This is a genomic window from Pseudomonas sp. 43(2021) (assembly GCF_017490805.1).
Lineage (GTDB): Bacteria > Pseudomonadota > Gammaproteobacteria > Pseudomonadales > Pseudomonadaceae > Aquipseudomonas.
This window is the reverse complement of the sequence record NZ_JAFGYJ010000016.1, coordinates 56416-81491: the sequence shown is the minus strand read 5'-3', so window position 1 is coordinate 81491 and position 25076 is coordinate 56416. Positions and strand designations below refer to the sequence as shown.

At 63.5% G+C, this 25076-nt stretch carries 21 protein-coding genes and 1 riboswitch; of the genes, 7 read left to right on the top strand and 14 right to left on the bottom strand.

Annotated elements, in window-relative coordinates:
- Position 1: 1 nt before the first annotated feature.
- The 7 genes from J5M71_RS15435 to J5M71_RS15405 are packed head-to-tail and all read right to left on the bottom strand — an operon-like array spanning position 2 to position 6833.
- Entirely contained in the window at positions 2 to 985 is a 984-nt protein-coding gene (locus tag J5M71_RS15435) for a hypothetical protein (protein ID WP_207833301.1), read from the bottom strand.
- A complete protein-coding gene (locus J5M71_RS15430) occupies positions 972 to 1538 on the bottom strand; it encodes a hypothetical protein (protein WP_207833299.1) in 567 nt (188 codons plus the stop codon). The genes J5M71_RS15435 and J5M71_RS15430 overlap by 14 nt, the downstream gene beginning before the upstream one ends.
- Complete coding sequence (locus J5M71_RS15425; protein WP_207833297.1) at positions 1531 to 1782, bottom strand: hypothetical protein; 252 nt, start codon at positions 1780 to 1782, stop codon at positions 1531 to 1533. The genes J5M71_RS15430 and J5M71_RS15425 overlap by 8 nt, the downstream gene beginning before the upstream one ends.
- Complete coding sequence (locus J5M71_RS15420) at positions 1779 to 5258, bottom strand: hypothetical protein (RefSeq protein WP_207833295.1); 3480 nt, start codon at positions 5256 to 5258, stop codon at positions 1779 to 1781. The genes J5M71_RS15425 and J5M71_RS15420 overlap by 4 nt, the downstream gene beginning before the upstream one ends.
- Positions 5259 to 5264: 6 nt before the next feature.
- Entirely contained in the window at positions 5265 to 6197 is a 933-nt protein-coding gene (locus J5M71_RS15415) for a hypothetical protein (RefSeq protein ID WP_207833293.1), read from the bottom strand.
- A gap of 34 nt (positions 6198 to 6231) precedes the next feature.
- Complete coding sequence (locus J5M71_RS15410; protein ID WP_207833291.1) at positions 6232 to 6426, bottom strand: hypothetical protein; 195 nt, start codon at positions 6424 to 6426, stop codon at positions 6232 to 6234.
- Positions 6423 to 6833, bottom strand: a complete 411-nt coding sequence (locus J5M71_RS15405; protein ID WP_207833290.1) for a hypothetical protein — start codon at positions 6831 to 6833, stop codon at positions 6423 to 6425. Before J5M71_RS15405 ends, J5M71_RS15410 begins: the two co-directional genes overlap by 4 nt.
- A gap of 649 nt (positions 6834 to 7482) precedes the next feature.
- On the opposite strand from J5M71_RS15405, the gene J5M71_RS15400 reads away from it, so the two are divergent.
- On the top strand, positions 7483 to 8031 hold the full coding sequence (locus tag J5M71_RS15400) for a tyrosine-type recombinase/integrase (protein WP_207833288.1): 549 nt from the start codon (positions 7483 to 7485) through the stop codon (positions 8029 to 8031).
- Positions 8032 to 8433: 402 nt separating this feature from the next.
- Here J5M71_RS15400 and J5M71_RS15395 read toward each other — a convergent pair whose 3' ends face one another.
- Entirely contained in the window at positions 8434 to 9744 is a 1311-nt protein-coding gene (locus J5M71_RS15395) for a site-specific integrase (protein ID WP_347709865.1), read from the bottom strand.
- 192 nt (positions 9745 to 9936) lie between these two features.
- Here J5M71_RS15395 and J5M71_RS15390 point away from each other — a divergent pair, with 192 nt between their 5' ends.
- Positions 9937 to 10317, top strand: a complete 381-nt coding sequence (locus J5M71_RS15390) for a RidA family protein (RefSeq protein ID WP_015270613.1) — start codon at positions 9937 to 9939, stop codon at positions 10315 to 10317.
- Positions 10318 to 10588: 271 nt separating this feature from the next.
- Positions 10589 to 12589, top strand: a complete 2001-nt coding sequence (locus J5M71_RS15385) for a U32 family peptidase (RefSeq protein ID WP_207833284.1) — start codon at positions 10589 to 10591, stop codon at positions 12587 to 12589.
- A 112-nt stretch (positions 12590 to 12701) separates the two neighbouring features.
- On the opposite strand, the gene J5M71_RS15380 is transcribed toward J5M71_RS15385, so the two are convergent.
- A complete protein-coding gene (locus tag J5M71_RS15380; protein ID WP_207833282.1) occupies positions 12702 to 14027 on the bottom strand; it encodes a sigma-54 dependent transcriptional regulator in 1326 nt (441 codons plus the stop codon).
- A gap of 341 nt (positions 14028 to 14368) precedes the next feature.
- On the opposite strand from J5M71_RS15380, the gene J5M71_RS15375 reads away from it, so the two are divergent.
- Positions 14369 to 14635, top strand: coding sequence for a hypothetical protein (locus J5M71_RS15375; protein WP_013972506.1), 267 nt, complete (start codon positions 14369 to 14371; stop codon positions 14633 to 14635).
- 106 nt (positions 14636 to 14741) lie between these two features.
- Here the strand turns inward: J5M71_RS15375 and J5M71_RS15370 are convergent, their stop codons facing one another.
- From J5M71_RS15370 to cobW, 4 genes are all read right to left on the bottom strand, one after another.
- On the bottom strand, positions 14742 to 15308 hold the full coding sequence (locus J5M71_RS15370) for a VWA domain-containing protein (RefSeq protein ID WP_207833280.1): 567 nt from the start codon (positions 15306 to 15308) through the stop codon (positions 14742 to 14744).
- A gap of 101 nt (positions 15309 to 15409) precedes the next feature.
- The gene (locus tag J5M71_RS15365) at positions 15410 to 16432 is read right to left on the bottom strand and encodes an AAA family ATPase (protein ID WP_207833278.1); all 1023 of its coding nucleotides are present in this window, start codon (positions 16430 to 16432) and stop codon (positions 15410 to 15412) included.
- A 1-nt stretch (position 16433) separates the two neighbouring features.
- Entirely contained in the window at positions 16434 to 20195 is a 3762-nt protein-coding gene (gene cobN, locus J5M71_RS15360; RefSeq protein WP_207833276.1) for a cobaltochelatase subunit CobN, read from the bottom strand.
- Positions 20196 to 20198: 3 nt separating this feature from the next.
- Positions 20199 to 21266, bottom strand: a complete 1068-nt coding sequence (cobW, locus tag J5M71_RS15355; RefSeq protein ID WP_207833274.1) for a cobalamin biosynthesis protein CobW — start codon at positions 21264 to 21266, stop codon at positions 20199 to 20201.
- 99 nt (positions 21267 to 21365) lie between these two features.
- A riboswitch (cobalamin riboswitch) is annotated at positions 21366 to 21579 on the bottom strand.
- Positions 21580 to 21768: 189 nt separating this feature from the next.
- Between cobW and J5M71_RS15350 the strand changes: the two genes are divergently transcribed.
- Complete coding sequence (locus tag J5M71_RS15350; protein ID WP_046614378.1) at positions 21769 to 22788, top strand: branched-chain amino acid aminotransferase; 1020 nt, start codon at positions 21769 to 21771, stop codon at positions 22786 to 22788.
- A gap of 218 nt (positions 22789 to 23006) precedes the next feature.
- On the opposite strand, the gene J5M71_RS15345 is transcribed toward J5M71_RS15350, so the two are convergent.
- A complete protein-coding gene (locus J5M71_RS15345; RefSeq protein WP_207833272.1) occupies positions 23007 to 23435 on the bottom strand; it encodes a multidrug/biocide efflux PACE transporter in 429 nt (142 codons plus the stop codon).
- 92 nt (positions 23436 to 23527) lie between these two features.
- On the opposite strand from J5M71_RS15345, the gene J5M71_RS15340 reads away from it, so the two are divergent.
- Both J5M71_RS15340 and J5M71_RS15335 read left to right on the top strand, forming a co-directional pair.
- Positions 23528 to 24382, top strand: coding sequence for a LysR family transcriptional regulator (locus J5M71_RS15340; protein ID WP_207833270.1), 855 nt, complete (start codon positions 23528 to 23530; stop codon positions 24380 to 24382).
- Between the two features lie 323 nt (positions 24383 to 24705).
- Complete coding sequence (locus tag J5M71_RS15335; protein ID WP_207833267.1) at positions 24706 to 25038, top strand: YegP family protein; 333 nt, start codon at positions 24706 to 24708, stop codon at positions 25036 to 25038.
- Positions 25039 to 25076 lie beyond the last annotated feature (38 nt).

Below are 25076 nucleotides of genomic sequence, written 5' to 3'. Positions count from 1 at the left end.
GTCAGAACCCGAACCGTGGGGCAGCGCCGTCGCGCATCGATTCGAACAACGCGTTGAACTCGGCATCAGACATCTGCGACACCTGGGAGGCAGAAAGCCGACCTTGTTCGTCCGGCGCCCGGCCGCCACCTGGAAGCGCGCCAAGGCTGGTCGGTGCACGCTTCATGCTCGGGGCGCGGTGCTGGGTCTGGTAGCCGAGGTCAGCGGCCCTGCTGTAAATCAGCTGGGCCGGATTCTGACCGGTGGATGCACAGTACTGGACGAATTGCAGCGTTGCCAACTGCTTGGCGAAAGCGCGCTGCTCCGGGCTTGCGCCGGGGCGCTGCGCTGCAATGCGGGCGTCCACTTCACGGTCAAGGTGTGCATACGCCTGGTGATAGTCGGGGTGCTGCGCTGCAAACTCGGCCTCTAGTTGCGTGACGATTGGTGCGGCTTGCGTAAGTTCGTGCTGCACCTGGGTGGCGGCTTGCTCGATGTGCTGACGCTGCACGGCCGCTTGCTGCTGACCGGCAATGTGCTGCTCGATCTGTGCGAACCGGGCGGCGATGTGCGCCTCAGGGTCTTCTTCGAACGCCGGGACTTGCGCCTGTTGCTGGGCCTGTTGCTGCTGGGCGGCGAGCTGCTGTTGCCACTGCTGGAACTGAGCGACCTGCTGCTGGTGCGCCGCCAGCTGTGCCTGCAGCTGGGCGATCTGTGCTTTGGCCTGTTGGTGACGGGCGCGTTCCCTATGCAGGGCACCGAGGGGCACACGCGGCCCGCCCTGTTCGTCCACCTGCTCGCCTTCGCCATCCTCGGCCAGGTGGCTGTCACGCTGCTCTGCATGCGCGGAGTATTCCTCCACCTCGTCTGCCAAGGCGTTCGGCACAGCGTCATCAGGGCCGGCGTCATTTGGCACGCCGACACTATTGGTCAATTCGGCGGCCAAGCCATCGACTGGCACAGGTTCATCAGGGCCATCGATTGGTTCGACTTCAATGCTGCTCATGGTTCACCTCTTGGCGCGATGCGCGCTTGGCTTTGCTTGGGCGGCCACTGATCGCGGCGCTTGGGGTTTCGGTAGGTGCATGGGCTGCAGCAAGGCCGTAGCGCTCACTCAAAACAGCGGCCCCGCGTGCACATTTTTCGCGGTCGGCCTGTTGTTCCAAGGCTTCGGCCAGCTGTGCCTGGAGCCGGGCGACTTCGCCTGCATGGCTGGTCCGTGCGCGATAGGTCGCCAGCTCGGTTTCGCTCAAGGGCGTGCGTGCGATCTGGTCGCTCGACCAGCCACACACGGTACCGAGTCGCACACGTTGACGTTCGGCTCGATGCAGTTTGATAAGGCCGTCGAGCAGTACCGCTTCTGCGCCCTGGGCAGAGCGGGCGTGCACAGTACGGTCCAAGATGGTTTCGGCCAGCGGGCCAAGCGGTACGACTGGCGGGTCAAACTTGATGATGTAGCCGTGGCCGTTCGACTCTGCGACAAGGGCGGCGCGGCTGAAATCGACGTTGTGTAAGCCGGCGTCTGTACGCAGGCGGTCGAGCTGATTGAGGTCAGACATGGTTGCGTTCCCCCCTGGCGGCGGTGATTTCGGCGGTGAGCTGGTCGATGATGGCTTGTTGATTGGCAGTGGCTGCAGTGCCGTCTGCCTGGGTGAGCCGGCGCAGCTTGGCGACAGCGGCTTCCAAGGCTTGCCCGGCAAGCGGTAGGTGCTTGGCGACATAGGCCTCTGCGTCCTGCAGCTCGGCTACCGCCTTGCGAGCGGCCAGCACAGCAGCCTGTGCCTGTTCGAGTTCGGTATTCATTTCTTGCTCCGGGCCTTGGCGGCCGTCTGCTGCCGGTGAAGGTTGATCGCGCCACGGCTGCCGTTGCGTAGGTACGGGGTGAATGCTTGCTTGGCACTGCGTCGGGCAGCAGACATCACCTTGTCCAAGGCGTCGACACGTTCGTCATCGTCCATGGCCTGCCACGCTTTGGAGCGCATCAAGGCACTGGCGTCGGCATGCATCCGGCTCCCAGCCAGTTCGTTCAGTTCGTTCAGCTGTTCGGTGGTCAGTTCCACCTTCTGGTTGCGCTGGCCGTGTACCTGGGATTTCAGGGAGAAGGTGCGCTTCATGGCCTGCGGCGCCCAACCGAGGCGCGCAGCTTCCTGCCGCAGCGGGTCGTCACTCGGCACAGTGGATGGGATGGGGCCGACCCTGCCGAACTGGCGTTGTGGCTCCATCTGCGCGGCGCCGAACTGATCCCTGCGGATGGGCAGCGTTTCCCGTGCGAACGGCAAGCGATACTTGAGCTGGTCGGTGAAGCTGTCGCGGTCGGTTTCGCGCTGGTACGGGTCCATGGCGCGGCCAACGTGGGCACCGATAGTCCACGGGTCAATCAGGGTGGCAGCGGTGCTGTTCGCCCAACTGGCACCGTACCTGTCAGGGTCAGCCAGCGCCTGAATCATGCTGGTAAGCCCTTTGAGGAAAGTCTTGTTCATGAGGTTATTGCCGATGGCTTTGGTCAGCGCAGCACCACCTGAGTCACCGGCTCTGTAGTTTTGTGCCACATCAGCGCTGATCCCCAGCAACGTCGAGAACGGTTCAATGCGCTGGTAGCTGTACCACTGCCCGTTGATCTTGAGGCTGTACGGCTGGTTGCCTGCGGCGAGCCATGCCCGGCGCTGTCCATCGTCGTTCGGGCCGTTACCAGTGAGGACTCCGGCTGCGCTGCCCAGTGCACCGAGGGACATAATCAGCGAGCCGACAGCCTGCCGGGCCAGCACCTGCTCATGGGCGGCGCCGCCTGCCTTGAATGCGTCACGCGAATCCTTGAAGGCGTAGGTCAGCAGTGGGGTGTGCTTCACCGAATACGCGGCCACTTTTCCCGGGGTCTTAACGAACGTCATCGGCAGGTTGCCAAGCCCCAGCGGAACCTTGTTCTTTGCCAGATTGAGCATGTTGATGACAGCGCCAGACTTGTCTGTGAACGTCTGGAATTCAGCTGATGCCTTGACGCCTGCCTTCATTTTTTCCGTGGGATTGGCAACCAACTCTTTGACGCGGGCACCGAGTGCATCACCTTCGAGGCCTTCACTTGCAGCCGTGCGGTAGGCCAAGGAATAGGTTTCCATTCCAGCGTTGACCGCTTTGAAGAAGGCGTCAGCAGCACCGAGGGCGCGCAGTGGCACACCCCAGTATTTCTGGCCCAGCAGGTCGCTGCGGTAAACGTCGTTCTTTGCGTTGCTGCTGGCTTCATATTCAGTTTCGCGACCCTGCCAGCTGTCGGCAAAGGCCTTGGCACCGCTGCTGATTCCGTCCACAAAGCCACGCAGCTGGTACGCCGGTTCAGCCATGCGGGTTTCACCTTGCAGCCCCACGGCGCGCTTGGCACTGCCGATACCACCGGCCACGGCGCGGGTTGGAATGTTCAGCACAGCGTTAGCCAGGTTGCTGGCCGAGTTCACGATGTGAGTATCAGGGCCAGATAACAGAGCGGCCTTGTAATACGTCCAGAACCAATCACTGCCGGCCTTGGACGCCAGCTTGTTGGCTGCCTTCACGCCCCCTGTGCGGGCTGCAGTGGTCAGTGCCTTGGCCATGTCCTTGGCCGACTCCATGCCACCTACAGAATCGAGCAGAGCGGCTGCCTGCTTACCGGTCTGTACGTTCATTCGTTGAATTGCGAGCGCCCGGCCCAATTCAGCACGACTGCCCATGACGGCGCCCTGCACAGTGCGCAGGTCGTTCAGCGCTGTCATGAAATCGGCGGCAAGTACGTCGTCAGTTTTACCGGCGTTCGTCAGCTCCGACATTTGGTTGGCCAGTTCGAGCGTGCGCGTGGTTTGCTGCTTCAAGAATCTGGTGGCTGCCAGATGATCTTCCGCATTCAGCGGCTGGCCTAAACGACGGGCGCGCATCTTGGCGATGGAAGTACCCGCCAAGTCTGCCAACTGGCTGGTTTCTTCCCATGTCATTTTCCCCCGGCGGGCGGCTTCGATGTTCGGTTCGTCATCCGCGAGCAGGGCCAGGCTGCTGTCCATCTGCTGTTGATCCAGGCCCATCGACTCGAACAGTGGACGCACATTCTGACTGCCCGCGAATGGCACAGGTTGCGGGGCTGGCTGCGGCGCTGGCCGTGGCGGGGTTGGCGGGGCAGCCGGCGCCGGGGTCGCCTGCTCGGGGTTCAAGTAGCGCTGGATCGCGCCGGGCACAGCTGCGCGGGCAGCAGCGACAACTGGATCAACCTGTGGTGCTGGCGGTACTGCGGGCTGTTCTGCCGGGGTGTTCACGGTCGGACGGCTGGCGAGGTTCACGCCACCGCCCATCACGCCACCCAGTACCGCGCCTTGTCCGGCAGCATTGGCCACGCCTTCCATCGCCGGGCGACCCGTCGCCAAGTTGGTCAAAACTTGCTGCTGTGCGGACTGACTGAGTTCTTCCAGGCTCTCGATGCCGGTACCAGCCAATGCCCGGTTGACCAGCGATTTGGCCACATCAGCGCCGCCTTGCCCGGCCAGCATCGAATCAACGTCTCCTATGCCGAGAGCGCGACCGACGCGGGCACCAGCGGCACCGAGCAGTCCAGTCATGCCACCCGACAGCAGCGCCAGGCCAGTTTGACCAGGGGTGAGGTCGCCTGTCCGTTGCACAGTTTGCGCGGCCTGTTGGCCTGCTGCGGCAAGGCCTTCACCGGCACCAGTACCGAGTGCACCGGCCAAGCCTGGGGCGGCACCGGCCAGCCTGGCACCGGCGGCGATGCCGCGACCCGCCACGCCCCCGGCTACCATCTGCGGCACGCTCTCGATGATCGCGCCTGCGGCATACGCTGGGTTGCGCAGTACGGCGCCAGCGGTACCGGCGAAGCCTTGGGCGTCCTCCACTTCCTTGCGCTGGGCCAGGGCCTGGGGCGACATTTCAGCATCGAGCGCGGCCCGGGCCTTCTGCGAGTCCAGGCCATGGCTTTGCAGCCAAGGCGTGACCGCGCCACCGGTTGCCAGGTCGCCTACGCCGGCCAGGGTATCGAACAGGCCATAGGCGCCGCGCCCGATGTGGGCGCCGACATCCGTTGCCCATTGGCCGGCGGTGCGGTTGGGCAGCTCGCCACCTGGCACAGGTTGAGCTGGGGCGGGCTGTACAGGTTGAGCCGGCTCGTCGTCAAGGGCGTCACCGAACGCGGACAGCGGGTCACCGAACGCGCTTACCTGTGGCTGCGCTGGCGCCGGTTGCGGTTGGCGCGCAGCAGGGCCAGGCGCCACTGGATCGTCGGGAATTTCGTCACCGAAAGCACTGGTGGCCATTGCACGTTAACCTCGCTTAGTGGCGGTCTTGCCACTTACTGGGTCGATGTACTGGGTGCCGGCCGGCAGAGCGTCATAGTCCGCTTTGGTGAGCGGGCGGGCGATCTGTGCCTGGCCAGGTACGCGCATGTTCGGCTTGGCCTTCGCTGCGGATTGGGCATTACCACCGGCTGCCGCCATCACGCCAACCGGGCCTTGCTGTGGCCTCGGCATGTAGCTCCCCAAGCTGCCGGTACCTGGCAGTGCGGACGTATCCGGCACAGGTTCGGCCTCGGCGCCCATGATCGCCTCAGTGGCGGCGTCAGCACCGGTTGCGGCTTTGCCGCGGTTCGAGAAGGGACTGTATGGCGATCCATGAGGCTTGTAAGTGCCGCTGGCCGCGTCGTACATGTGGTTTTGCACGCGGCCATCAGGCAGATGCTCCTGGATGATCTGCCGAGGCGTTGGCACTTTGGGCGCGGACGGTCCGGCGTTGGCACCGAGGCGGGCTTCCCGTTCGTTGAAATGGGCATTCTGCTGGGCCAGTTGGGCCTGGCGATGCTGGGCCAGGTTGTCGGCGTTGGTGGCGCGAATCAGCTCGGCCGGGTCGACCCCCAGCTGCGCCATCTGGCGGGCCATGGGGCTGAGCGATTGCAAGAACGCGGGGTCAGCCAGTCGGGCGCGGTATTCAGCCTGCTGCTGTGCCTTGGCCTGGGCGCTCTGCTGTTGCAGGGTCAGTTGCTCCTGCTGCATCCGCGCCAGGTTGTTGCGGTAGTCGGCCAGTTCCTGCTGGCGCTTCTGCTCGCCATACAGTTGCACAGCTTGGCTGCCTGCCTGACCGAGGGCCTGGGAACCGGAACCTTGCCGGCCCTGGCTGAGCAACTGCAGACCCAGCACCATGCGCGGGTCTTGCATCAGGTTGCCGATGCTCTCGGCGGAAAAGAGGTCTGCGAAAGCCATTTCTCCTGTCGCTCCCCTGACGCATGGTCAGGAATCAATGGATGGTGAATCCGCCCTGGTCGCGTTCTTCCAAGGCAATGAGCTGCATCAGCACAAGTTCACGTTCCAGGCCGCGCAGAATCTTGTCGCAGCTTTCCTCATACAGCTGTACGAGGCCCATGAAGGTTTCGAGCGGCAGGCCGCCGACAGTGGGCGCGGGCGGCGTGGCGAAGGCTTCGGCGAAGTTCATGGTCGTGGCTCCTGTTTGACGGCTTGCCGGATGGCCGCCTGTTGGTCTAGGTCGAAATCGTCGGGGCCGAGCTGGGGCACAGCGGTGTAGCCGCCCTGGTCGTTGTCCACCAGACGGTGCGGGCGCTTCGTGGCGTGGCGGTTGCGTGGCGGTGCGGTGCGGCCAGCCAAGGCCAGGCGCAAACGGACTTCCGCTTCGGAAAGGTGCGCGGTCTGGTCGAAGGCGAACGCGGCCAGGTCTTCCAGGGTGAAAGCATGCTGTGGCTTGCCAGGGCGGCCGGTATGCACAGGTGCGGCATGTGGCAGCTCGGGGTGGTGGCAAAGGGCGCTAGGGGTAATAGCCAGAAGATCAGCCAGTTGCTGGCTGGTGACTGCGGCTGTTGCGCTGGTAGTTGGCTGGAAGTTCATCGGCGCATCCCCCCGGATGTTTCGCTGAGTACATTCAAACTAATATCTAATGGTTGTCTATACAATAACTTTCCGACGAGCGGTATGATTCTTGCATATAGTCCTTGCGGCGTAAAAAGTTGCGGGTGAACAATGGGTTAGAATTACCGGGAGATTTTATCCCGGTACCGTTTCGTTTATTTAAATTAAGGGTTGGCACAACTTATTGATTGGGTGGCGGAATTTTAAGTTGCGTTTAAATTTTGCGTTTGCGAGTTGCACAGGTTTAAGTGGTTGGGGCTTGGATTTCCAGCTACAAAAAATTTTTCGGCGCAGGTGATGGGGCTTGGATTTTTGGAAAATCCTGTTGGGGTTTCACGCCTGTATTAGCGTATTACGCGAGATGCAAAGGACGCACCACCCGGCGTACGGTCGCATTCTCAGCCCGTCACCCCCCTTTTCCAGGCGACCCCCACCCCCTGCCGGCATCCGCGCCCTGGCGACGACGCCCGTTGTCGACGCCCCTGTGCCGCTCCCTCTAATTTACACAATACCATTCTGTTAACTAGCCAACCCTCATGGCTGTTGACTTCAAGCAAAAGCGGGCGCATCCTGACCATCAAGAAACATTGTGTTAACTAGCGAAGCCAGCAAACTCAAGGGGTGAGCCATGCAACTCGTTGAAGCGGTGAAGACGCAAGCGAACATCGATCTGGTCCAGCGCAAGCTGACCCTCAACGCCCGGGGCAACACGCTGTACGCGGACGTCTGGAAGTTCGGGATCAACACGGCGCTGCGCATCAGCGACCTGCTGGAAATCACGCTGCAGGAGGCACAGACGGGGCAGCTGAGGGTGGTGGAGGGCAAGACCGGCAAGCCACGCACCATCAAGCTGAATGAGCCGGCTATGGCCATCGTGAAGGCCAGGTCAAAGCCTGGAGCGGTGTACCTGTTCGAAGTGGACAGCAACCGCGCCAAGGGCAAGCCAGTGAGCCGTGTGGCCGTGGCTAAGGCGTTCAAGGCCGTGGGTGATGAGCTGGGCATTGCGCTGGGCACCCACAGCATGCGCAAAACACGGGGGTGGATGATGCACAAGGCAGGCAAGTCCATCGAGCTGATCTGCAAGGTGCTGAACCACAGCAGCCCGGCCGTGACCATGGCCTACATCGGGCTTACTGCACAGGATGTGGCAGACACCTACGACCAGTTCGAACTGTGATCGTTGATCGTGGTTCTCGGGGCCATGGATGGCCGCCAATGATGGCACCGCTATCGGGAGTGTAGTTGGGCAGCGGCGGAGTGTAGTTAGGACCTAACTACAGGCAAAACAGCTCTAGCACAAGGGTTTGAGCACAGGTGTAGTTAGCGTAGCTAGGTTTTACCCTATTTTGCTGGCAATACCTGTATAACCCTGTAGTAGCTATAGGGTTATTACTCTTCCTCTAATTCATGTAAAAACCTAACTACATAACTACAGCAGGACTCAAATACCTGTGCTAGACGCCCCAAGCCTGTAGTTACCTTTTCCGAAACATGCCTACATACCTAACTACCTAACTACACGCTGTGCCATCATGCCGAAGACCCAAGAATCCCGATAAAACCGCCCCACCCTACCCGCCTACAACCCCGTAAGCGAAGCCTCGGCCTGCGCCCTGGAAACGCCGTGCACGACCTCGAACCACAGGTCTTCCACATACGCCGCCCACTTCTCCATCGCCTCCCGCCGCTGCGGCAGCAGGTGCGCCCTGGCGTAGGTATCACCCAATGTCCCTGGCATCCTGTGCCCTAGGCACAGCTCCAGGACGATAGCCTCGATACCCAGCTTTTCGTGAGCCAGGCTGCGGAACGTCGACCGGAACCCGTGTGAAGTCAGCTCGCCCTTTTCATATCCCAGCGCCCGAATCCCGTTGAGCATCGTGGTAGAACAGATGGACTTGCCGGCACCACGGGTAGAAGCAAACACCCAGCCTGTCGCCACTCTTGGCTTGGCAATGCCCCCGAAGGGTGACGGCACAGTTGCAGCCGCCGCCTGTGCTCGATGCTCCCGGATCATGGCGAGCATGCTGATAGCCCGGTCGGGTAGCGGCACGACATGCTGCTTGCCGGTCTTGGGCACCGTGTAGCGCCATTCGGCCTCGCCCGTATTGATGTCCTCCCAGCGCATCTTCGCTAGCTCACTGGGTCGTACAGGCAATAGAACCAGCATCCACAGCGCCCAGGTGGTCGGGCTGCCAGCTGGGGCCTGCTGTTCGAGGCGACGCAAGAATTCCTTGAGGTCGTCTGGACGCTCAATAGCTGCGTGGTGGACGGTCTTGCGTTTTCGGATCAGCCCCTTGCCCCGCCGCGCCGCCACGTTGTCGTCGATCAGCTCCGCCTCCACCGCGTAGTCCAGCACGGCGCGTATGGTGACAAGCGCGTGATTGGCGGCTGCAGGGTGCTGACCAAGATCGACCAAGACCTTCTTTACATGACGGTACTGCACCAGATGGACCGGCAGCGCACCCAGCGCAGGTAGTACGTGGAGGTCCAGCGTACTGCGATAGTTCAGCAGCGTCTTGTGAGCCAGGTCGCCCCTGCTCGCCAACCACTCGCTGCACACCTTTTCGAACGTCTCGCCCTTCTGTGCAAGCTCGGCTGCGATCCGCGCATCCCTCATGTCCTTCGGCTTGTGCCCCTCGGCAACCCAGGTGCGGGCCTCCTGCCCCAGCTCACAGGCTCTGGCATGGCTGATGTCGGGGAACCCGCCGATGGTGTAGGTGCCTTCGACGCCATGAAGCCGGTATTTGAGGAACCAGACTTTTGAGGCCTTTTTCACATGCAAGTACATGCCAGGAATCGACCCCGAGGGGTACTTGCCCGGCTTGTCGAGACTGCGGGCGGCGGCGTCGCTGTTGGCGCGGGGTTTCTCTGGCGATGGCTGTCCTGACACTGGGGGTATCCGCTGCGGCTTGGGGGTACGATTCGCCTGGATCATACCACCAGAAATCGCTATATACACTCCCCAATAGTGGGGGTATAGTGAAGCCAAATCAGGACAAAAGCACCGTAAATGCTGGGCCTGACAGATGGTCACTGAGAGTTAGGCGAATAACAATCCTTCCGTAGCAAGGCAAAACACACCATGGCACAAGCAGACATCATCTACACCCCGGACCCGGACGCCGAGTCGATTTCCTCCGACGTCGCCGAATACAACGGCGTGCTGGTCACCACGCAGATCCCGACCCACGCCGATGGCAGCCTGGAGCTGGGCGGCATCGTCGAGCAGAGCGAGTGCACCCTGCAGGCGCTGAAAGTGGCGCTGGAGAAGGCCGGCAGCGGCATGGACCGCGTGCTGCACCTGACCATCTACCTGACCGACATGGCTGACCGCGCTGCGTTCAACGAGGTGTACCAGCGCTTCTTCAGCAAGCCCTGGCCGGTACGCGCCGCCGTGGGTGTGGCTGCACTGGCATTCGAAGGCATGCGCGTGGAAGTCACGGCAATGGCCGCCAAGCGCTGATTCACCCTGTCAGGTCCAACCTGATGGGAGCGGCCTGTGGGAGCGGCCTTGTGTCGCGAAAGGGCCGCAAAGCGGCCCCAATGATCTTGCGGTGGATCCAAGCCCCTGGGGGCGCTACGCCCCCCTTTTCGCGACGCAAGGCCGCTCCCACCGTTGCCCGTGCCCCACAATATTCCTGCATCCTGCACCTCTCGGCACCCCGATGATGCCGCCAGCCCGTTTCGTCGCTACAATGCCCGCCTAAACCGTGACAGCCCGAACCTATAACGACATGTCCCTTCCAAAGAATCACCTGGAACTGCTCAGCCCTGCCCGTGACGTGACCATCGCCCGTGAAGCGATCCTGCACGGCGCAGACGCCATCTACATCGGTGGCCCGAGCTTCGGCGCGCGCCATAACGCCTGCAACGAAGTCAGCGATATCGCCGAGCTGGTCAAGTTCGCCCATCGCTACCATGCACGCGTGTTCACCACCATCAACACCATCCTCCACGACAATGAACTGGAGCCTGCGCGCAAGCTCATCCACCAGTTGTACGACGCCGGTGTCGATGCGCTGATCGTGCAGGACCTGGGGGTGATGGAACTGGACATCCCGCCGATCGAGCTGCACGCCAGCACCCAGACCGACATCCGCACACTGGCGCGAGCCAAGTTCCTCGACCAGGCCGGCTTCTCCCAGCTGGTACTGGCCCGTGAGCTGAACCTGCAGCAAATCCGTGCAATCGCCGCCGAAACCGACGCCGCCATCGAGTTCTTCATCCACGGTGCGCTGTGCGTGGCCTTCTCCGGCCAGTGCAACATCTCCCATGCGCAGACCGGCCGCAGCGCCAACCGTGGCGACTGCTCGCAAGCCTGCCGCCTGCCCTACACCCTGAAGGATGACCAAGGCCGCGTGGTCGCGTTCGAGAAGCACCTGCTGTCGATGAAGGACAACAACCAGACCGCCAACCTGGCTGACCTGGTCGATGCCGGCGTGCGCTCGTTCAAGATCGAAGGCCGCTACAAGGACGTGGGCTACGTGAAGAACATCACCGCCCATTACCGCAAGGAACTCGACGCCATCCTCGAAGGCCGCCCGGAGCTGGCCCGCGCCTCCAGCGGCCGCACCGAGCACTTTTTCGTGCCCGACCCGGACAAGACGTTCCACCGCGGCAGCACCGACTACTTCGTCACCGACCGCAAGGTCGACATCGGAGCCTTCGACTCGCCAACCTTCACCGGCCTGCCGGTGGGTGTGGTGGAAAAGGTCGGCAAGCGTGACATGCAAGTCGTCACCGAGGTGCCACTGACCAACGGCGACGGGCTCAATGTGCTGGTCAAGCGTGAAGTGGTGGGCTTCCGTGCCAACATCGCCGAACCGCGTGGCGAGTTCGAGGAAGACGGCGAGAAGCGCTACCGCTACCGCGTCGAGCCCAACGAAATGCCCGAAGGCTTGCACAAGCTGCGGCCCAACCACCCGTTGTCGCGCAACCTCGACCACAACTGGCAGCAGGCCCTGCAACGCACCTCGGCCGAACGCCGCGTCGGCGTGCAATGGCACGCGGTACTGCGCGAGCAACGCCTGGTGCTGACTGTCACCAGCGAGGAAGGCGTGAGCGCGCAAGTGGCACTGGACGGCCCGTTCGGCCCGGCCAACAAGCCGCAGCAGGCGCTGGACCAGCTGCACGACCTGCTCGGCCAGCTGGGTACCACCATGTACCACGCCGACAGCATCGAGCTGGACGCTCCGCAGGCGTACTTCATCCCCAACTCGCAGCTCAAGGCCCTGCGCCGCGAAGCCGTCGAGGCGCTGACTGAAGCACGGGTGCAGGCGCACCCGCGTGGCGGGCGCAAGGCCGAGACCACCCCACCGCCGGTATACCCCGAGTCGCACCTGTCGTTCCTGGCCAACGTCTACAACCAGAAGGCCCGCGACTTCTACCACCGCCACGGCGTGCAGCTGATCGACGCGGCCTACGAGGCCCATGAAGAGCACGGCGAAGTGCCGGTGATGATCACCAAGCATTGCCTGCGCTTTTCCTTCAACCTGTGCCCCAAGCAAGCCAAGGGCGTGACCGGCGTGCGCACCAAGGTGGCGCCGATGCAGCTGATCCAGGGTGATGAAGTGCTGACCCTGAAGTTCGACTGCAAACCGTGCGAAATGCATGTGATCGGCAAGATGAAAAGCCACATCATCGACCTGCCGACCCCGGGCAGCGCGGTGGCCCAGGTGGTGGGGCACATCAGCCCGGAAGACCTGCTGAAGACCATTCCCCGCGGGCCGCATTGATCGGTAGCCTGTAGGGGCCTCTTCGCGGGCATGCCCGCTCCCACAGGAACTGCGCGTACCTGTGGGAGCGGGTTTACCCGCGAACACCGGCGTAGCCGGTGCCATCCACTGCTCAGCGCATCTGATGCTTGTGCAGCAACCGATAGAAAGTCGGCCGCGATATGCCCAGCACCTTCGCCGCCACGCTCAGGTTGTCACTGTGCCGGCTAAGGACATCGCACAACGCCTGGCGCTCGGCCCGGTGCTTGTACTCCTCCAGCGTGCCCAGCGGATGCTGCACCTGGTCAAGGGTCTGCAACCCCAGGTCCTGCGCCTCGATTTGCCGGCCTTCGGCCAGCACCAGCCCGCGCCGTACCCGGTTGGCCAACTCGCGGACATTGCCCGGCCAGTCATGCCGGCCCATGGCCGCCAGGGCATGGTCGCTGAACGAACGGGGTCGGCGCCCGGTTTCCAGGCTGTAAAAATGGGCAAAATGACTGGCCAGCATCGACAGGTCGCCATGCCGGTCGCGCAAAGGCGCGGTCACTACCTGCAACACGTTCAGGCGGTAGTACAGGTCTTCGCGAAAGCGCCCTTGCTCGATGGCCCTTTCCAGGTCTACGTGGGTAGCCGCCAATACCCGCACATCCACCGGGATCGGCTGGCTGCCGCCCACCCGCTCAATGTGTTTTTCCTGCAGAAAGCGCAGCAGGTTGGCCTGCAACTCCAGCGGCAGGTCGCCGATTTCATCGAGGAACAACGTGCCACCATGGGCCGCTTCGATGCGCCCGGCTTTGCGCTGATGAGCACCGGTGAAGGCGCCCTTCTCATGGCCGAACAGTTCGGACTGGATCAGGTGCTCGGGGATCGCCCCACAGTTGATGGCAATGAACGGTTGCTCGCTGCGCTGCGACTGACGGTGCAGGGTACGCGCCACCAGTTCCTTGCCGGTACCACTTTCACCGCAGATCAGCACCGGCGATTCGGTGGGCGCCAGCTTGCCCAGCAGCTTGCGCAGCTCACGGATCGGGCGGCTTTCGCCGAGCAGTTCGTGGCTCGCTTCATCCACCCTCGCCGCCCCTTTGCCACGCAGGCGTGCCATGCCGAACGCCCGGCCCAAGGTGACCTGCACGCGGGAAACGTCGAACGGCAGGGTGTGGAAGTCGAAGAACCATTCGCAAACAAAATCGCCGACAGCCGGCATGCGCAGCTGTTCGGCACTGAGCACGGCAATCCATTCGGTATTACTGCGCTTGATCAAGTCCTTGACCCCGTCCGGGCGCCTCAGGTGCGACGCCTGCAAGCGCAACAGGCCCACATCGCAAGGATGATCCAGCGCGGCACCGAGCATGCAGCTGTCCACATCCCAGCCTGCGCTACGCAAACCAGGCAACAAACGGTGACAGTCATCGCAGGGGTCGACAATGAGCAAACGGCGTTGGACGGCAGGCTGCTGCATGACCAATCCTTGGCGCCAGTTTTAGGTTTCTTGAAATAAAACAGTAAGTTGTGGCGCCCGATTAACAGTAGCAACGAATTTGACGGTTCCCAGTACCGTCTGTCTGCCGAATCATTTTTTTACAATACGTGACGGGAATTTTCGCACTTTATCGACATCACATGGCGGCGTGGGCCAGAACGGATTCGACCCTGCAAAAATTTTTTACAACCAATGTGTGACTTGCCCCCGGACAACGAGCATCAGTACACATAACCCCGCGCTGCACTTCGCGATAACCGAGGCGACTTTGAAGCAACGCGGACTCACTTCGATGTTTGGGACCATAGAGAGACCGAACCATGAATGCCCCGCTCCGTGTCAACGAAGCACTGCTGATTGCCGACCACGCCTTCGAACCTTTCCAGTGCGTAGCCTGGGATGCACCCAACGGTACTGGTGAACTGAGCCTGGCAGTGATCGACCGGACCAGCACCCGCATCGGCAGCAAGCAAGTGTCCTCGCGTATTTACTCCGACCCGGCCCAGTGGGCCAGCCTGATCGAGGAAGTGCGCGCCGAACTGTGCGAAAAAGGTTACGACCTGCAACCGTGGTCGATGCCGAAATAATATCGGCTGGCAAACCAAGTGCGTGCGCAGCCACGCACTTGTACAACTTCCGGGTTGCTGTTCTGGCAACTTTCCTAATTGCGACATAGTGTCGCATCGATACTTTTCAATCCATCAGCCTGAACTGTTGCAGGTGCTGGTAATCGGCCTGTAGTTGTTGCGCCAGGCGCTGCGCACGGCCCAGGCGCACCGGCGCCAGTTCCATATCCACCAGCAACGTGGCACACGGCATCGGCTGCACGGCGTTCCAGTGCTGCAGGCGACCGTCGGTAAACACCAGACAGCGCAGCGCCTCTTCGGGGTGGGCCCGTTGCCGCGCCAGTAACCAGTGCCGAGCCTGTTCCAGTGCAGCGATCAACGGGGTTCCGCCACCGGCCCCCAAGGCTTGCAGCCAAGGTTGCAAAGCGGCCGAGGCCTTCAGGCCGTGGCGCTGCCACTGCGGCGTGCGCCCACTGGCGGTAAGCAGGGCCAGCCGGGCACGCTGGCGGTAGGCCTGGTCGAACAGCGCCGCCAGCAGCCCTTTGGTTTGCGCCAACGCCTGGTGGCGGCGGGTCGAGGCCGAAGCATCGACGATGACCAACCACAGTTCTGCGGGCCTGGCCTGGCGTTGCTGCCAGCACAGGTCCTGGCGCTGGCGTGGCCGGCCTTTGAGCAGGGTCGGCAGCCAGGCCACCCGACCGGCCGCGGCACTGCGCGCCCGGCCCCGGCTGGCGCCGTACTGCTCACCTGTGCCTGCTTTGGCATCCGCCCCTTTGGCAGGTGGCTGGGGGATGCTCAGGGCTTTTTTGCCCAGTTCGGCACCTCACGGCGGGCGCCGCTGGCCACCGGTTGCGCTGGCATTGCGCCCCAGTCACCCTGGCCACCCTGTTCGCCAGGGTTACCTGCGCCTTGCTGACCGGGCTGCTGCTCAGGCTGCGGCGGCGCGGAAGGCGGGTTGGCCTGGGGCGTAACGCGGCGGCGATGGCGCAAGGCGAACTCGGCCACTGCATCGACATCGGCTTCTTCGATGGCCGCGCCGCCGCGCCAGGCACAGTGCGCGCGTGCGGCGCGCAGCCAGACCAGGTCGGCGCGCAGGCCGTCGACCCCGGCGGCGTAGCAGCGTTCGGTGATCCAGGCCAGCGCCTGGTCGTCCAGGGCAATGCCGGCCAGGGCGTGGCGCGCCGCCTGGCAGCGCTCGCGCAATTGCGCCTGGGCCTCGGCCCATTGCGCGCAGAAGGCCTGCGGATCACTGTCAAACGCGAGGCGGCGGCGAATGATCTGCTGACGCGCCTCAGGCTCGGGCAAGCCTTCAAGCGCCACATTCAGGCCAAAGCGATCGAGCAGCTGTGGGCGCAACTCGCCCTCCTCCGGGTTCATGGTGCCGATCAGCACGAAACGGGCACTGTGCCGGTGCGAGATGCCATCACGCTCGACGCGGTTGGTGCCACTGGCGGCCACGTCGAGCAACAGGTCTACCAAGGTGTCAGGCAGCAGATTGACTTCATCGACATACAACACGCCACCATCGGCCTGGGCCAGCACACCCGGGGAAAACTGCGCCTTGCCCTGCCCCAGCGCGGCATCCAGGTCGAGGGTGCCGACCAACCGTTCTTCGCTGGCGCCCAGTGGCAGGGTGACGAATGGTCCCTCACCGAGCAGGTCAGCCAGGCCTCGGGCCAGGGTACTCTTGGCCATGCCGCGCGGCCCCTCGATCAGCACGCCGCCGATCTTCGGGTCGATGGCGGTCAGGCACAGCGCCAGTTTCAAGTCGTCCGCACCAACCACGGCGGCCAGCGGAAATTGCACGGGTTCACTCATTTCAAGCCTGTTCCTCGCCGTCGAGCAGTTGTTCCTCAAGGGCTTCGCGGTACTCGCCCGGCGCCTGCCACAGGCCGCGCTGCTGGGCCTCCAGCAAACGCTCGGTAAGGTCGCGCAGGGCCTCGGGGTTGTGCTCGCGCATGAAATCGCGGGTCGCCGGGTCGAGCACGTAGGCATCGGCCAGCGCCTGGTAATGATGGTCGTCGATCAGTTGCGTGGTGGCGTCGAAGGCGAACAGGTTGTCGACTGTCGCCGCCATCTCGAAGGCGCCTTTGTAGCCATGGCGCTTGACCCCGTCGATCCACTTCGGGTTCAACGCCCGGGCACGGATGACCCGGTTCAACTCTTCCTTGAGGGTACGGATGCGCGGCCGGTCGGCCTGGCTGTGGTCGCCGTGGTAGCTGGCCACTGCCGCACCGGACAAGGTTTCCGATGCCGCCAGCATGCCACCCTGGAACTGGTAATAGTCGTTGGAATCGAGCAGGTCGTGCTCGTGGTTGTCCTGGTTCTGCAGCACCGCCTGCACCTTGGCCAGGCGCTGGGCGAACTGGGCGCGTGCCGGGGTACCGTCGTCGCTGGCGCCGTAGGCATAGCCACCGTGGTTGAGGTAAACCTCGGCCAGGTCGTCGCGGCTGTGCCACAGGCGCCCGTCGATGGCGTTCTGCACTCCGGCACCGTAGGCCCCGGGCTTGGCACCGAACACCCGCCAGCCGGCCTGGCGCGCAGCCTGCTCGGCGTCAACGCCCTGCGCCTGCAGCGCGGCGCGCTCGCTACGCACGCGGGCGGCCAAGGGGTTGAGGTCATCGGGTTCGTCCAGCGCGGCCACCGCCTGCACTGCCGCATCGAACAGGCGGATGAGGTTGCCGAAGGCATCACGGAAAAAGCCGGAAACGCGCAAGGTCACGTCCACCCGCGGGCGGTCGAGCAGGCTGAGCGGCAAGATTTCGAAGTCGTCGACCCGCTGGCTGCCGGTGGCCCACACCGGTCGCACGCCCATCAGCGCCATGGCCTGGGCGATGTCATCGCCGCCGGTACGCATGGTTGCCGTGCCCCACACCGACAGGCCGAGCTGGCGCAGGTGATCACCGTGGTCCTGCAGGTGGCGCTCGAGGATCAGGTTGGCCGAGGCGAAGCCCAGGCGCCAGGCGGTGGTGGTGGGCAGGTTGCGCACGTCCACGGTGTAGAAATTGCGACCGGTGGGCAGCACGTCCAGGCGCCCACGGCTGGGCGCGCCACTGGGACCGGCGGGCACGAAACGCCCGGCCAGCGCCGCCAGCAGGCCATGCATTTCAGCGCTGCCGCAGGCGTCCAGGCTGGGGGCCACCGCTTCGCGCAGCGCCTGCACCACGTCGTGTACCGGCTGCCATTCGCTCAGGGCCGGTAACTGGGCGGTTCCGCCCAGCGCCTGGTCGATCACCTGCAGCGCCAACAGCTCGAGGCGTTCGCGGGTATCGCCACAGGTGCGCCAGGGCTCGCTGCTCATGGCCTGCAACTGCTCAGGGCGTGCGCCCTGCCATGGCTGGCCAAGTTCGCAATCGAGCGGGTCAAAGCCCGGCACCAGCGCCTTGGCCAGGGCCCGCAGCAGGCTGGCATTGCCGCCGCGACCGTCGCCGCGCTCGACCCGCAACAGCGCCAGCAAGGTATCCAGGCGCAGCCGGCCCTCAGGCGATTGGCCGAACACATGCAGGCCATCGCGAATCTGCGATTCCTTCAAGTCACACAGGTAGGTATCCAGACGCGGCAGCCACACGGCGGCATCGTCCAGTTGGCCTTCCAGCTGCAGTTCGCGGTCGATGTGGTTGGCCTTGACCAGCTCGAGAATGTCGCGTTGCAACTCGCGGGCCCGCCGCGGGTCGAGCAGCTGTGCTTCGTAGAACTCGTCGGCCAATTGCTCCAGGTGGCGCAACGGGCCATAGGTTTCGGCACGGGTGAGCGGCGGCATCAGGTGGTCGATGATCACCGCCTGGGTGCGGCGCTTGGCCTGGGCACCCTCGCCCGGGTCGTTGACGATGAACGGGTAGATGTTCGGCAACGGGCCGAGCAAGGCGTCCGGCCAGCACTGCGCCGACAACCCGACGCCCTTGCCGGGCAGCCATTCGAGGTTGCCGTGCTTGCCGACGTGGATCACCGCGTCGGCGGCAAAGGCATGGCGCAACCAGAAGTGAAACGCCAGGTAACCGTGCGGCGGCACCAGGTCGGGGTCGTGGTACACCGCGCTGGGATCCACCTGGTAACCCCGCGCCGGCTGGATGCCGACGAAGGTCAAGCCAAAGCGCAGGCCGGCCACCATCAGCCGGCCACTGCGGTACATCGGGTCCTGCTGCGGCGGCCCCCAGCGCTCCAGCACCGCCTGGCGGTTGGCCTCGGGCAGGCGCTCGAAGGCGGCCTGGTAGTCGGCCAGGCTCAGGCTCTGCGCGCAGGGGCGCAGGTCCAGCTGGTCGAGGTCGTTGGTCACGCCGCCGAGCAACTGGTGGATCAGTTGCGTGCCGCTGCCCGGCAAGTCGGCCAGCGGGTAGCCTTCGGCCTGCAGGGCCTTGAGGATGTTCAGCGCGGCCGCCGGCGTGTCCAGGCCAACGCCGTTGCCTATGCGGCCATCCCGGGTCGGGTAGTTGGCCAGCACCAAGGCCACGCGCTTCTGGGCATTCGGCAGGCGCGCCAGCTCGACCCAGCGACGGGCCAGCTCGGCGACAAAGTCCATGCGTTCGGGGTGAGCGCGGTAGCAGACCACGTCGGACTGGCTGCGCTCGCTGCGCCAGGCCATGTCCTTGAAGCTGATCGGGCGGGTGATGATGCGCCCGTCCAGTTCGGGCAAGGCAATGTGCATGGCCAGGTCACGCGCCCCCAGGCCCTGCTCGCTGGCCTCCCAGCCGGGCTGGTTGTCTTGCGCGCAGATGGCCTGCAGCACCGGAATGTCGCGACGGAACGGGCGCAGGTTGGGGCGTTCGGGGCTGGACAGGGCAAAGCCGGTGGTGTTGACCAGCACCTCGGCACCCACCTCGTCCAGCCAGCCTTCGACCTGCTCCAGGCAGGCACTTTCCTTGAGGCTGGCCACGGCGATCGGCAACGGGTTGAGCCCGGCGGCCTGCAGGCGCTGGCAGAACACGTCGATGAACGCGGTGTTGGCCGCCTGCAAGTGCGAGCGATAGAACAGCAGCGGCGCCACCGGTTGCTCGGCGTGCCACTGCGGGTACCAGTCCTCCAGCGTGGCGCTGCCCTTGGCCGGGTGATACACGGCGGTGCGCGGCAAAGGCTGCGGCTCGTCCCAGGCATAGTCGCGGCCCAGCCACTGGCTGGCCAGACAGTTGAACAGGTTGATGGCGTTGGCCTTGCCGCCCTGGCGCAGGTAATGCCAGAGGCGCTCGGCCTGCTCGCCGCTGACGCTGCCCAGGCTGGTCAGCTCCGGGTCCGGGCGGTCGTCGCCCGGTACCAGGATCAGCTGCACGCCACGGCCGGCCAGCTCGACCAGCTGCTCGACGCCATAGCGCCAGTAGCCGACGCCACCGTGCAGCGACACCAGGATGACCTTGGCATGGCGCAGCACCTGGTCGACGTACAGGTCGACCGAGGCATGGTTCTGTACCTGCATCGGGTTGGCCAGGCGCAGGCTGGGGTAATCCTCGGGCAATTGCTCGGCAGTATCGGCGAGCAATGCCAGGTGCGAATCGCCGCTGCAGAGAATCACCAGCTCGGCGGGTGTCTGGCCGAGGTCGGCAATGCTGTCATCCGGCACGAAGCCGCCGGGCTGGGTCCGCAGCAGGTGCACGGGTCAGGCGCCCAGGGCCTGGCGCAGGCGCGCTTCCAGCTGGACAGCGTCGAGGTCCTGGCCGATCAGCACCAGGCGAGTGATGCGCGGCTCGTCGGCGCGCCAGGCGCGGTCGAAGTGCTTGTCGAAACGGGTGCCCACGCCTTGCACCAGCAGGCGCATCGGCTTGCCCGGGATGGCAGCGAAACCTTTGGCGCGCAGGATGCCGAACTCCACTACCAGCTGGGTCAGAGCGTCGAGCAGCAGGCTTTCGTCAGCTTCGGGCAGGTCGATGGAGATCGAATCGAAGGCGTCGTGGTCATGATCGTCATGGTCATCGTCGTCATGGTGCGAATCGTGGTGGGTACGGCGGCCATCGATGTGCGCCTCGGATTCGGCGCCTACGCCCAACAGCACTTCCAGCGGCAGCTTGCCGCTGCTGGCCTCGATCACCTTGACTGCCGGCGGCAGTTCTTCGGCCACTTCGGCGCGGACCTTGGCCAGGCCTTCGGCGTCGATCAGGTCGGCCTTGTTCAGCACCACCAGGTCAGCGCTGGCCAGCTGGTCGGCGAACAGTTCGTGCAGCGGCGATTCGTGGTCCAGGTTAGGGTCGAGCTTGCGCTGGGCATCGACCTGGTCCGGGTAGGCGGCGAAGGTGCCGGCTGCCACGGCCGGGCTGTCGACCACCGTGATCACCGCGTCGACGGTGCAGGCATTGCGGATTTCCGGCCACTGGAAGGCTTGTACCAGCGGTTTGGGCAGGGCCAGGCCGCTGGTTTCGATGAGGATATGGTCCAGGTCGCCACGGCGTGCCACCAGCTCGCGCATCACCGGGAAGAACTCTTCCTGCACGGTGCAGCACAGGCAGCCGTTGGCCAGCTCGTAGACGCGACCGCTGGCTTCTTCCTCGGTGCAACCGATGCTGCACTGCTTGAGGATTTCGCCGTCGATGCCCAGTTCGCCGAACTCGTTGACGATCACCGCAATGCGGCGGCCCTGGGCGTTGTCGAGCATGTGGCGCAGCAAGGTAGTCTTGCCCGAGCCGAGGAAGCCGGTGACGATGGTGACGGGGAGCTTGGCCAGTGTTTTCATGTCGCATTGCCCTTGGCAGATTGGCGCGGGCATGCAGGACGACAGCCGCAGGCCAGGCCGGCCGGGCTTGTTCGCCACCGGATCACCCCGCCCGGTTGAAAGTCGAAAACGTGACGAGGCAGGTCTCCTGGCTCGCACCGTTCCATGTGCCCGCTGGTGCAGCAGGCTGGCGGGATGACGCCTTCCCGCGCGCGGGCGCAGTGGCTGTGTCGATCCGTTGTCGGTGCTTACAGTTGCGGGGGCAGCCGCGGCTTGTACCGCGTTCCCGTCTTAGCTTCGGCCTGGCCGAAGAACCTCGAACTGGCAAGGCTACGCAGTGGCTGGCGGGTGGTCAACCATTGCTGCTGGTGCTTGCCTCGATATGTTCAGCGCCTGGAAGACCTCCGCCGGCAGGAGTTTCGTGACTGGCCGTTCCCGATCCGCCACGGATGTATTATGGTGGCGTGGTGCGCATATAACAGCAGCCCGAGCGATCGGGCACTTGCAAGACAATGAGGGTGTCATGAGCAACGAAAGCATTAATTGGGACAAGCTGGGTTTCGACTACATCAAGACCGACAAACGCTACCTGTCCGTATGGCGCAATGGCGAGTGGGACAAGGGCACCCTGACCGAAGACAACGTACTGCACATCAGTGAAGGCTCCACCGCCCTGCACTATGGCCAGCAGTGCTTCGAGGGCCTGAAGGCCTACCGTTGCAAGGACGGTTCGATCAACCTGTTCCGCCCGGACCAGAACGCTGCCCGCATGCAGCGCAGCTGCGCCCGCCTGCTGATGCCGCAGGTGCCGACCGATGTGTTCATCGAGGCATGCAAGCAAGTGGTCAAGGCCAACGAGAAGTTCGTGCCACCGCACGGCAAAGGCGCCCTCTACCTGCGTCCGTTCGTGATCGGCACCGGTGACAACATTGGCGTGCGCACCGCCCCCGAGTTCATCTTCTCGATCTTCGCCATCCCGGTTGGCTCGTACTTCAAGGGCGGCATGAAGCCGCACAACTTCCAGATCTCCAGCTTCGACCGCGCCGCCCCGCAAGGCACCGGTGCGGCCAAGGTCGGTGGCAACTACGCGGCCAGCCTGCAGCCGGGCGCTGAAGCGAAGAAAGCCAACTTCGCCGACGCCATCTACCTCGACCCGCTGACCCACACCAAGATCGAGGAAGTCGGTTCGGCAAACTTCTTCGGCATCACCGCCAACAACGAGTTCGTCACCCCGAAATCGGCCTCGGTGCTGCCAGGCATCACCCGCCTGTCGCTGATGGAACTGGCGCAATCGCGCCTGGGCCTGACCGTGATCGAAGGCGATGTGGAAATCAACAAGCTGGACCGTTTCGTCGAAGCCGGCGCCTGCGGTACCGCTGCGGTGATCACCCCGATCGGCGGCATCGAGTACAACGGCAAGCTGCACGTGTTCCACGACCTGGAAAAGGTCGGCCCGGTTACCCAGAAGCTCTACAACGAGCTGACCGGTATCCAGAGCGGTGATGTGGAAGCACCGGCAGGCTGGATCGTCAAGGTCGCCTGAGGCGCTTTAGCGGTTTGAAAAACGGGGCATGCCAGCAATGGCATGCCCCGTTTTTCATTGGTTGACGCCGGCACCATTGTGGGAGCGGCCTTGTGTTGCGAAAGGGCTGCAGAGCAGCCCCAGACATTTATGCAACTGCGCTGAATTCCTAGGGCCGCTTTGCGGCCCTTTCGCAACACAAGGCCGCTCCCACAATGGGGCCTGCATCGGCAAAACATTTATGCAAGGCGGCACTGCATCAGCAGGTGCCGGGCTTTGTCGAAGGCCCAGTTGTACAGCACGGTGTAAGGCAAGATGATCACGAAGAAGCCCAACTCCACCATGAACGCCTGCAGCAACGAAATCTCCAGCATCCACGCCGCCACCGGCAGGCACCACACCACCAGCCCGGCCTCGAAGCCCAGGCCGTGCACAAAGCGTGCGCTAGCCCTCCAGTGTATGCGCTCGACCCGCACGTAGCGGTCGACCAGCGCGTTGTAGACCTTGTTCCACAGCATGGCGATGACCGACAGGGTCACCGCCAGCGCCCCCGCCGTCGCCAGTGACTTGCCCATGATCCAGGACAACAGCGGCGCACACAGCAGCACGGCGAACACTTCATAACCGACGGCGTGAACCAGGCGTTCGGTGAAAGACACGTTTTTCATTGCAAATTCCATCCATTGCGTGAGACGTGCTTCCTATTTTCTTTGACAGAACCGATACTCGCGAAATAGCTACCATCGGTTTTATCAATAGCATGCGCTACTCACCCGAAGCTCTGGTCGCCTTTGTCGAAGCCGCATCGCTGGGTTCGTTTTCCGCTGCGGCGCGCAAGCTGCGCAAAAGCCAGTCCACTATCAGCATTGCCATCGCCAATTTCGAGGCCGATGTGGGTTGCCCGCTGTTCGACCGTGGCGGCCGCCACCCCTCGCTGAACGAGGCTGGGCGGCAGGTGCTGAGCCATGTCGAGGCGATCCTCGATGCCAGCGCCCGGCTCGATGCCCTGGCGGTGCGCCTGGCAGAAAATGTCGAGGCACTGGTCTCGGTGGTGATGTCGGACAGCTACAGCGTGACCTTCCAGGGCGCGGTGATGGCCCGCTTCGCCCAGCACTATCCGCATACCGAACTGCGCTGCGGCCCGTCGGAAGATGCCGATGTGATCGAGCTGATCCAGCAGGGCCTGGCACACATCGGCATTCTTGCCACGCAACCCAGCTACCCCGCAGACGTTGCCGTGGCGCGCTTGCCCGAGCAGGCCGAGTTTGGCGTGTACGTGGCCAGCGGGCATTCATTGGCAGCTTTGCCTCAGGTGCAGATGCAGCACCTGGAGAGCGTACGGCAGCTGTATATCAAGACCTATGCCCCCAGCCTGCACCAAGGTCGCGGCCAGGCCTGGTCGGCACCGGATTACCTCACCCTGCTGGAGTTCGCCGTGCGCGGGTTCGGCTGGGCCGAACTGCCCAGGGCGCTGGTGGCACGGTTTGGCAGTGGGCTGGTGGAGTTGCAGGTGGCCGGGTACCCGCGACGGGTTGACATGGACGTGGCCTGGTCGAGCCGGCGCGCGCTCGGGCCAGCCGGGCAGTGGCTGGTGCGGCAGATGTTGGGGCGGTAGGCTTCTTTCAATTTCACGATTCTGGGGTGCGAGTGGAGCTACCGCATCCGCGCGAGCGGCACGCGCCGCGTTTGCAAAAGCTGCGGGACGAACTGCTGGCGGAACTGACCGGGCCCTGATCATATGGCGGTCAGACAAGGAATCTCGTTCTTCCAGGTAACACCGGGAATCTTTCAGCACCTTGTCGCTGAAGTCCTGACCGAACTCGATCAAATAGGTCAGCCCAATACAATGAAAAGTTCCCATACTTCATTCATACTGACCCTGCTTAAAAAACACCTACATCGATGTATCAGACAGTAGCTGTGAGCTAGGGAGCCTGTATGACTGGTTGGTTTGAACTGAGCACAAGCAGTAATGGACAATACCGGTTTGTTCTGAAAGCAGGTAACGGTGAGACTATTCTCACCAGCGAGCTGTATACGAGCCGGCAGGCAGCGGATAATGGAATCGCGTCCGTTCAGGCCAACAGCCCGCTGGCTGAGCGTTATGAAGAGCGAGTCTCCACTAACGGGAAAGTTTATTTCAACCTGAAAGCCGCCAATCACCAAGTCATTGGCACCAGCCAAATGTACGCAAGCACACAGGCACGTGCTGTCGGTATTGCTTCGGTGAAAACCAACGGCCCTTCGAAAACCGTAAAAGATCTCACCTGAGAGAACCCGTTCGAGCCAGGCCGATATGGCTTGGCTCG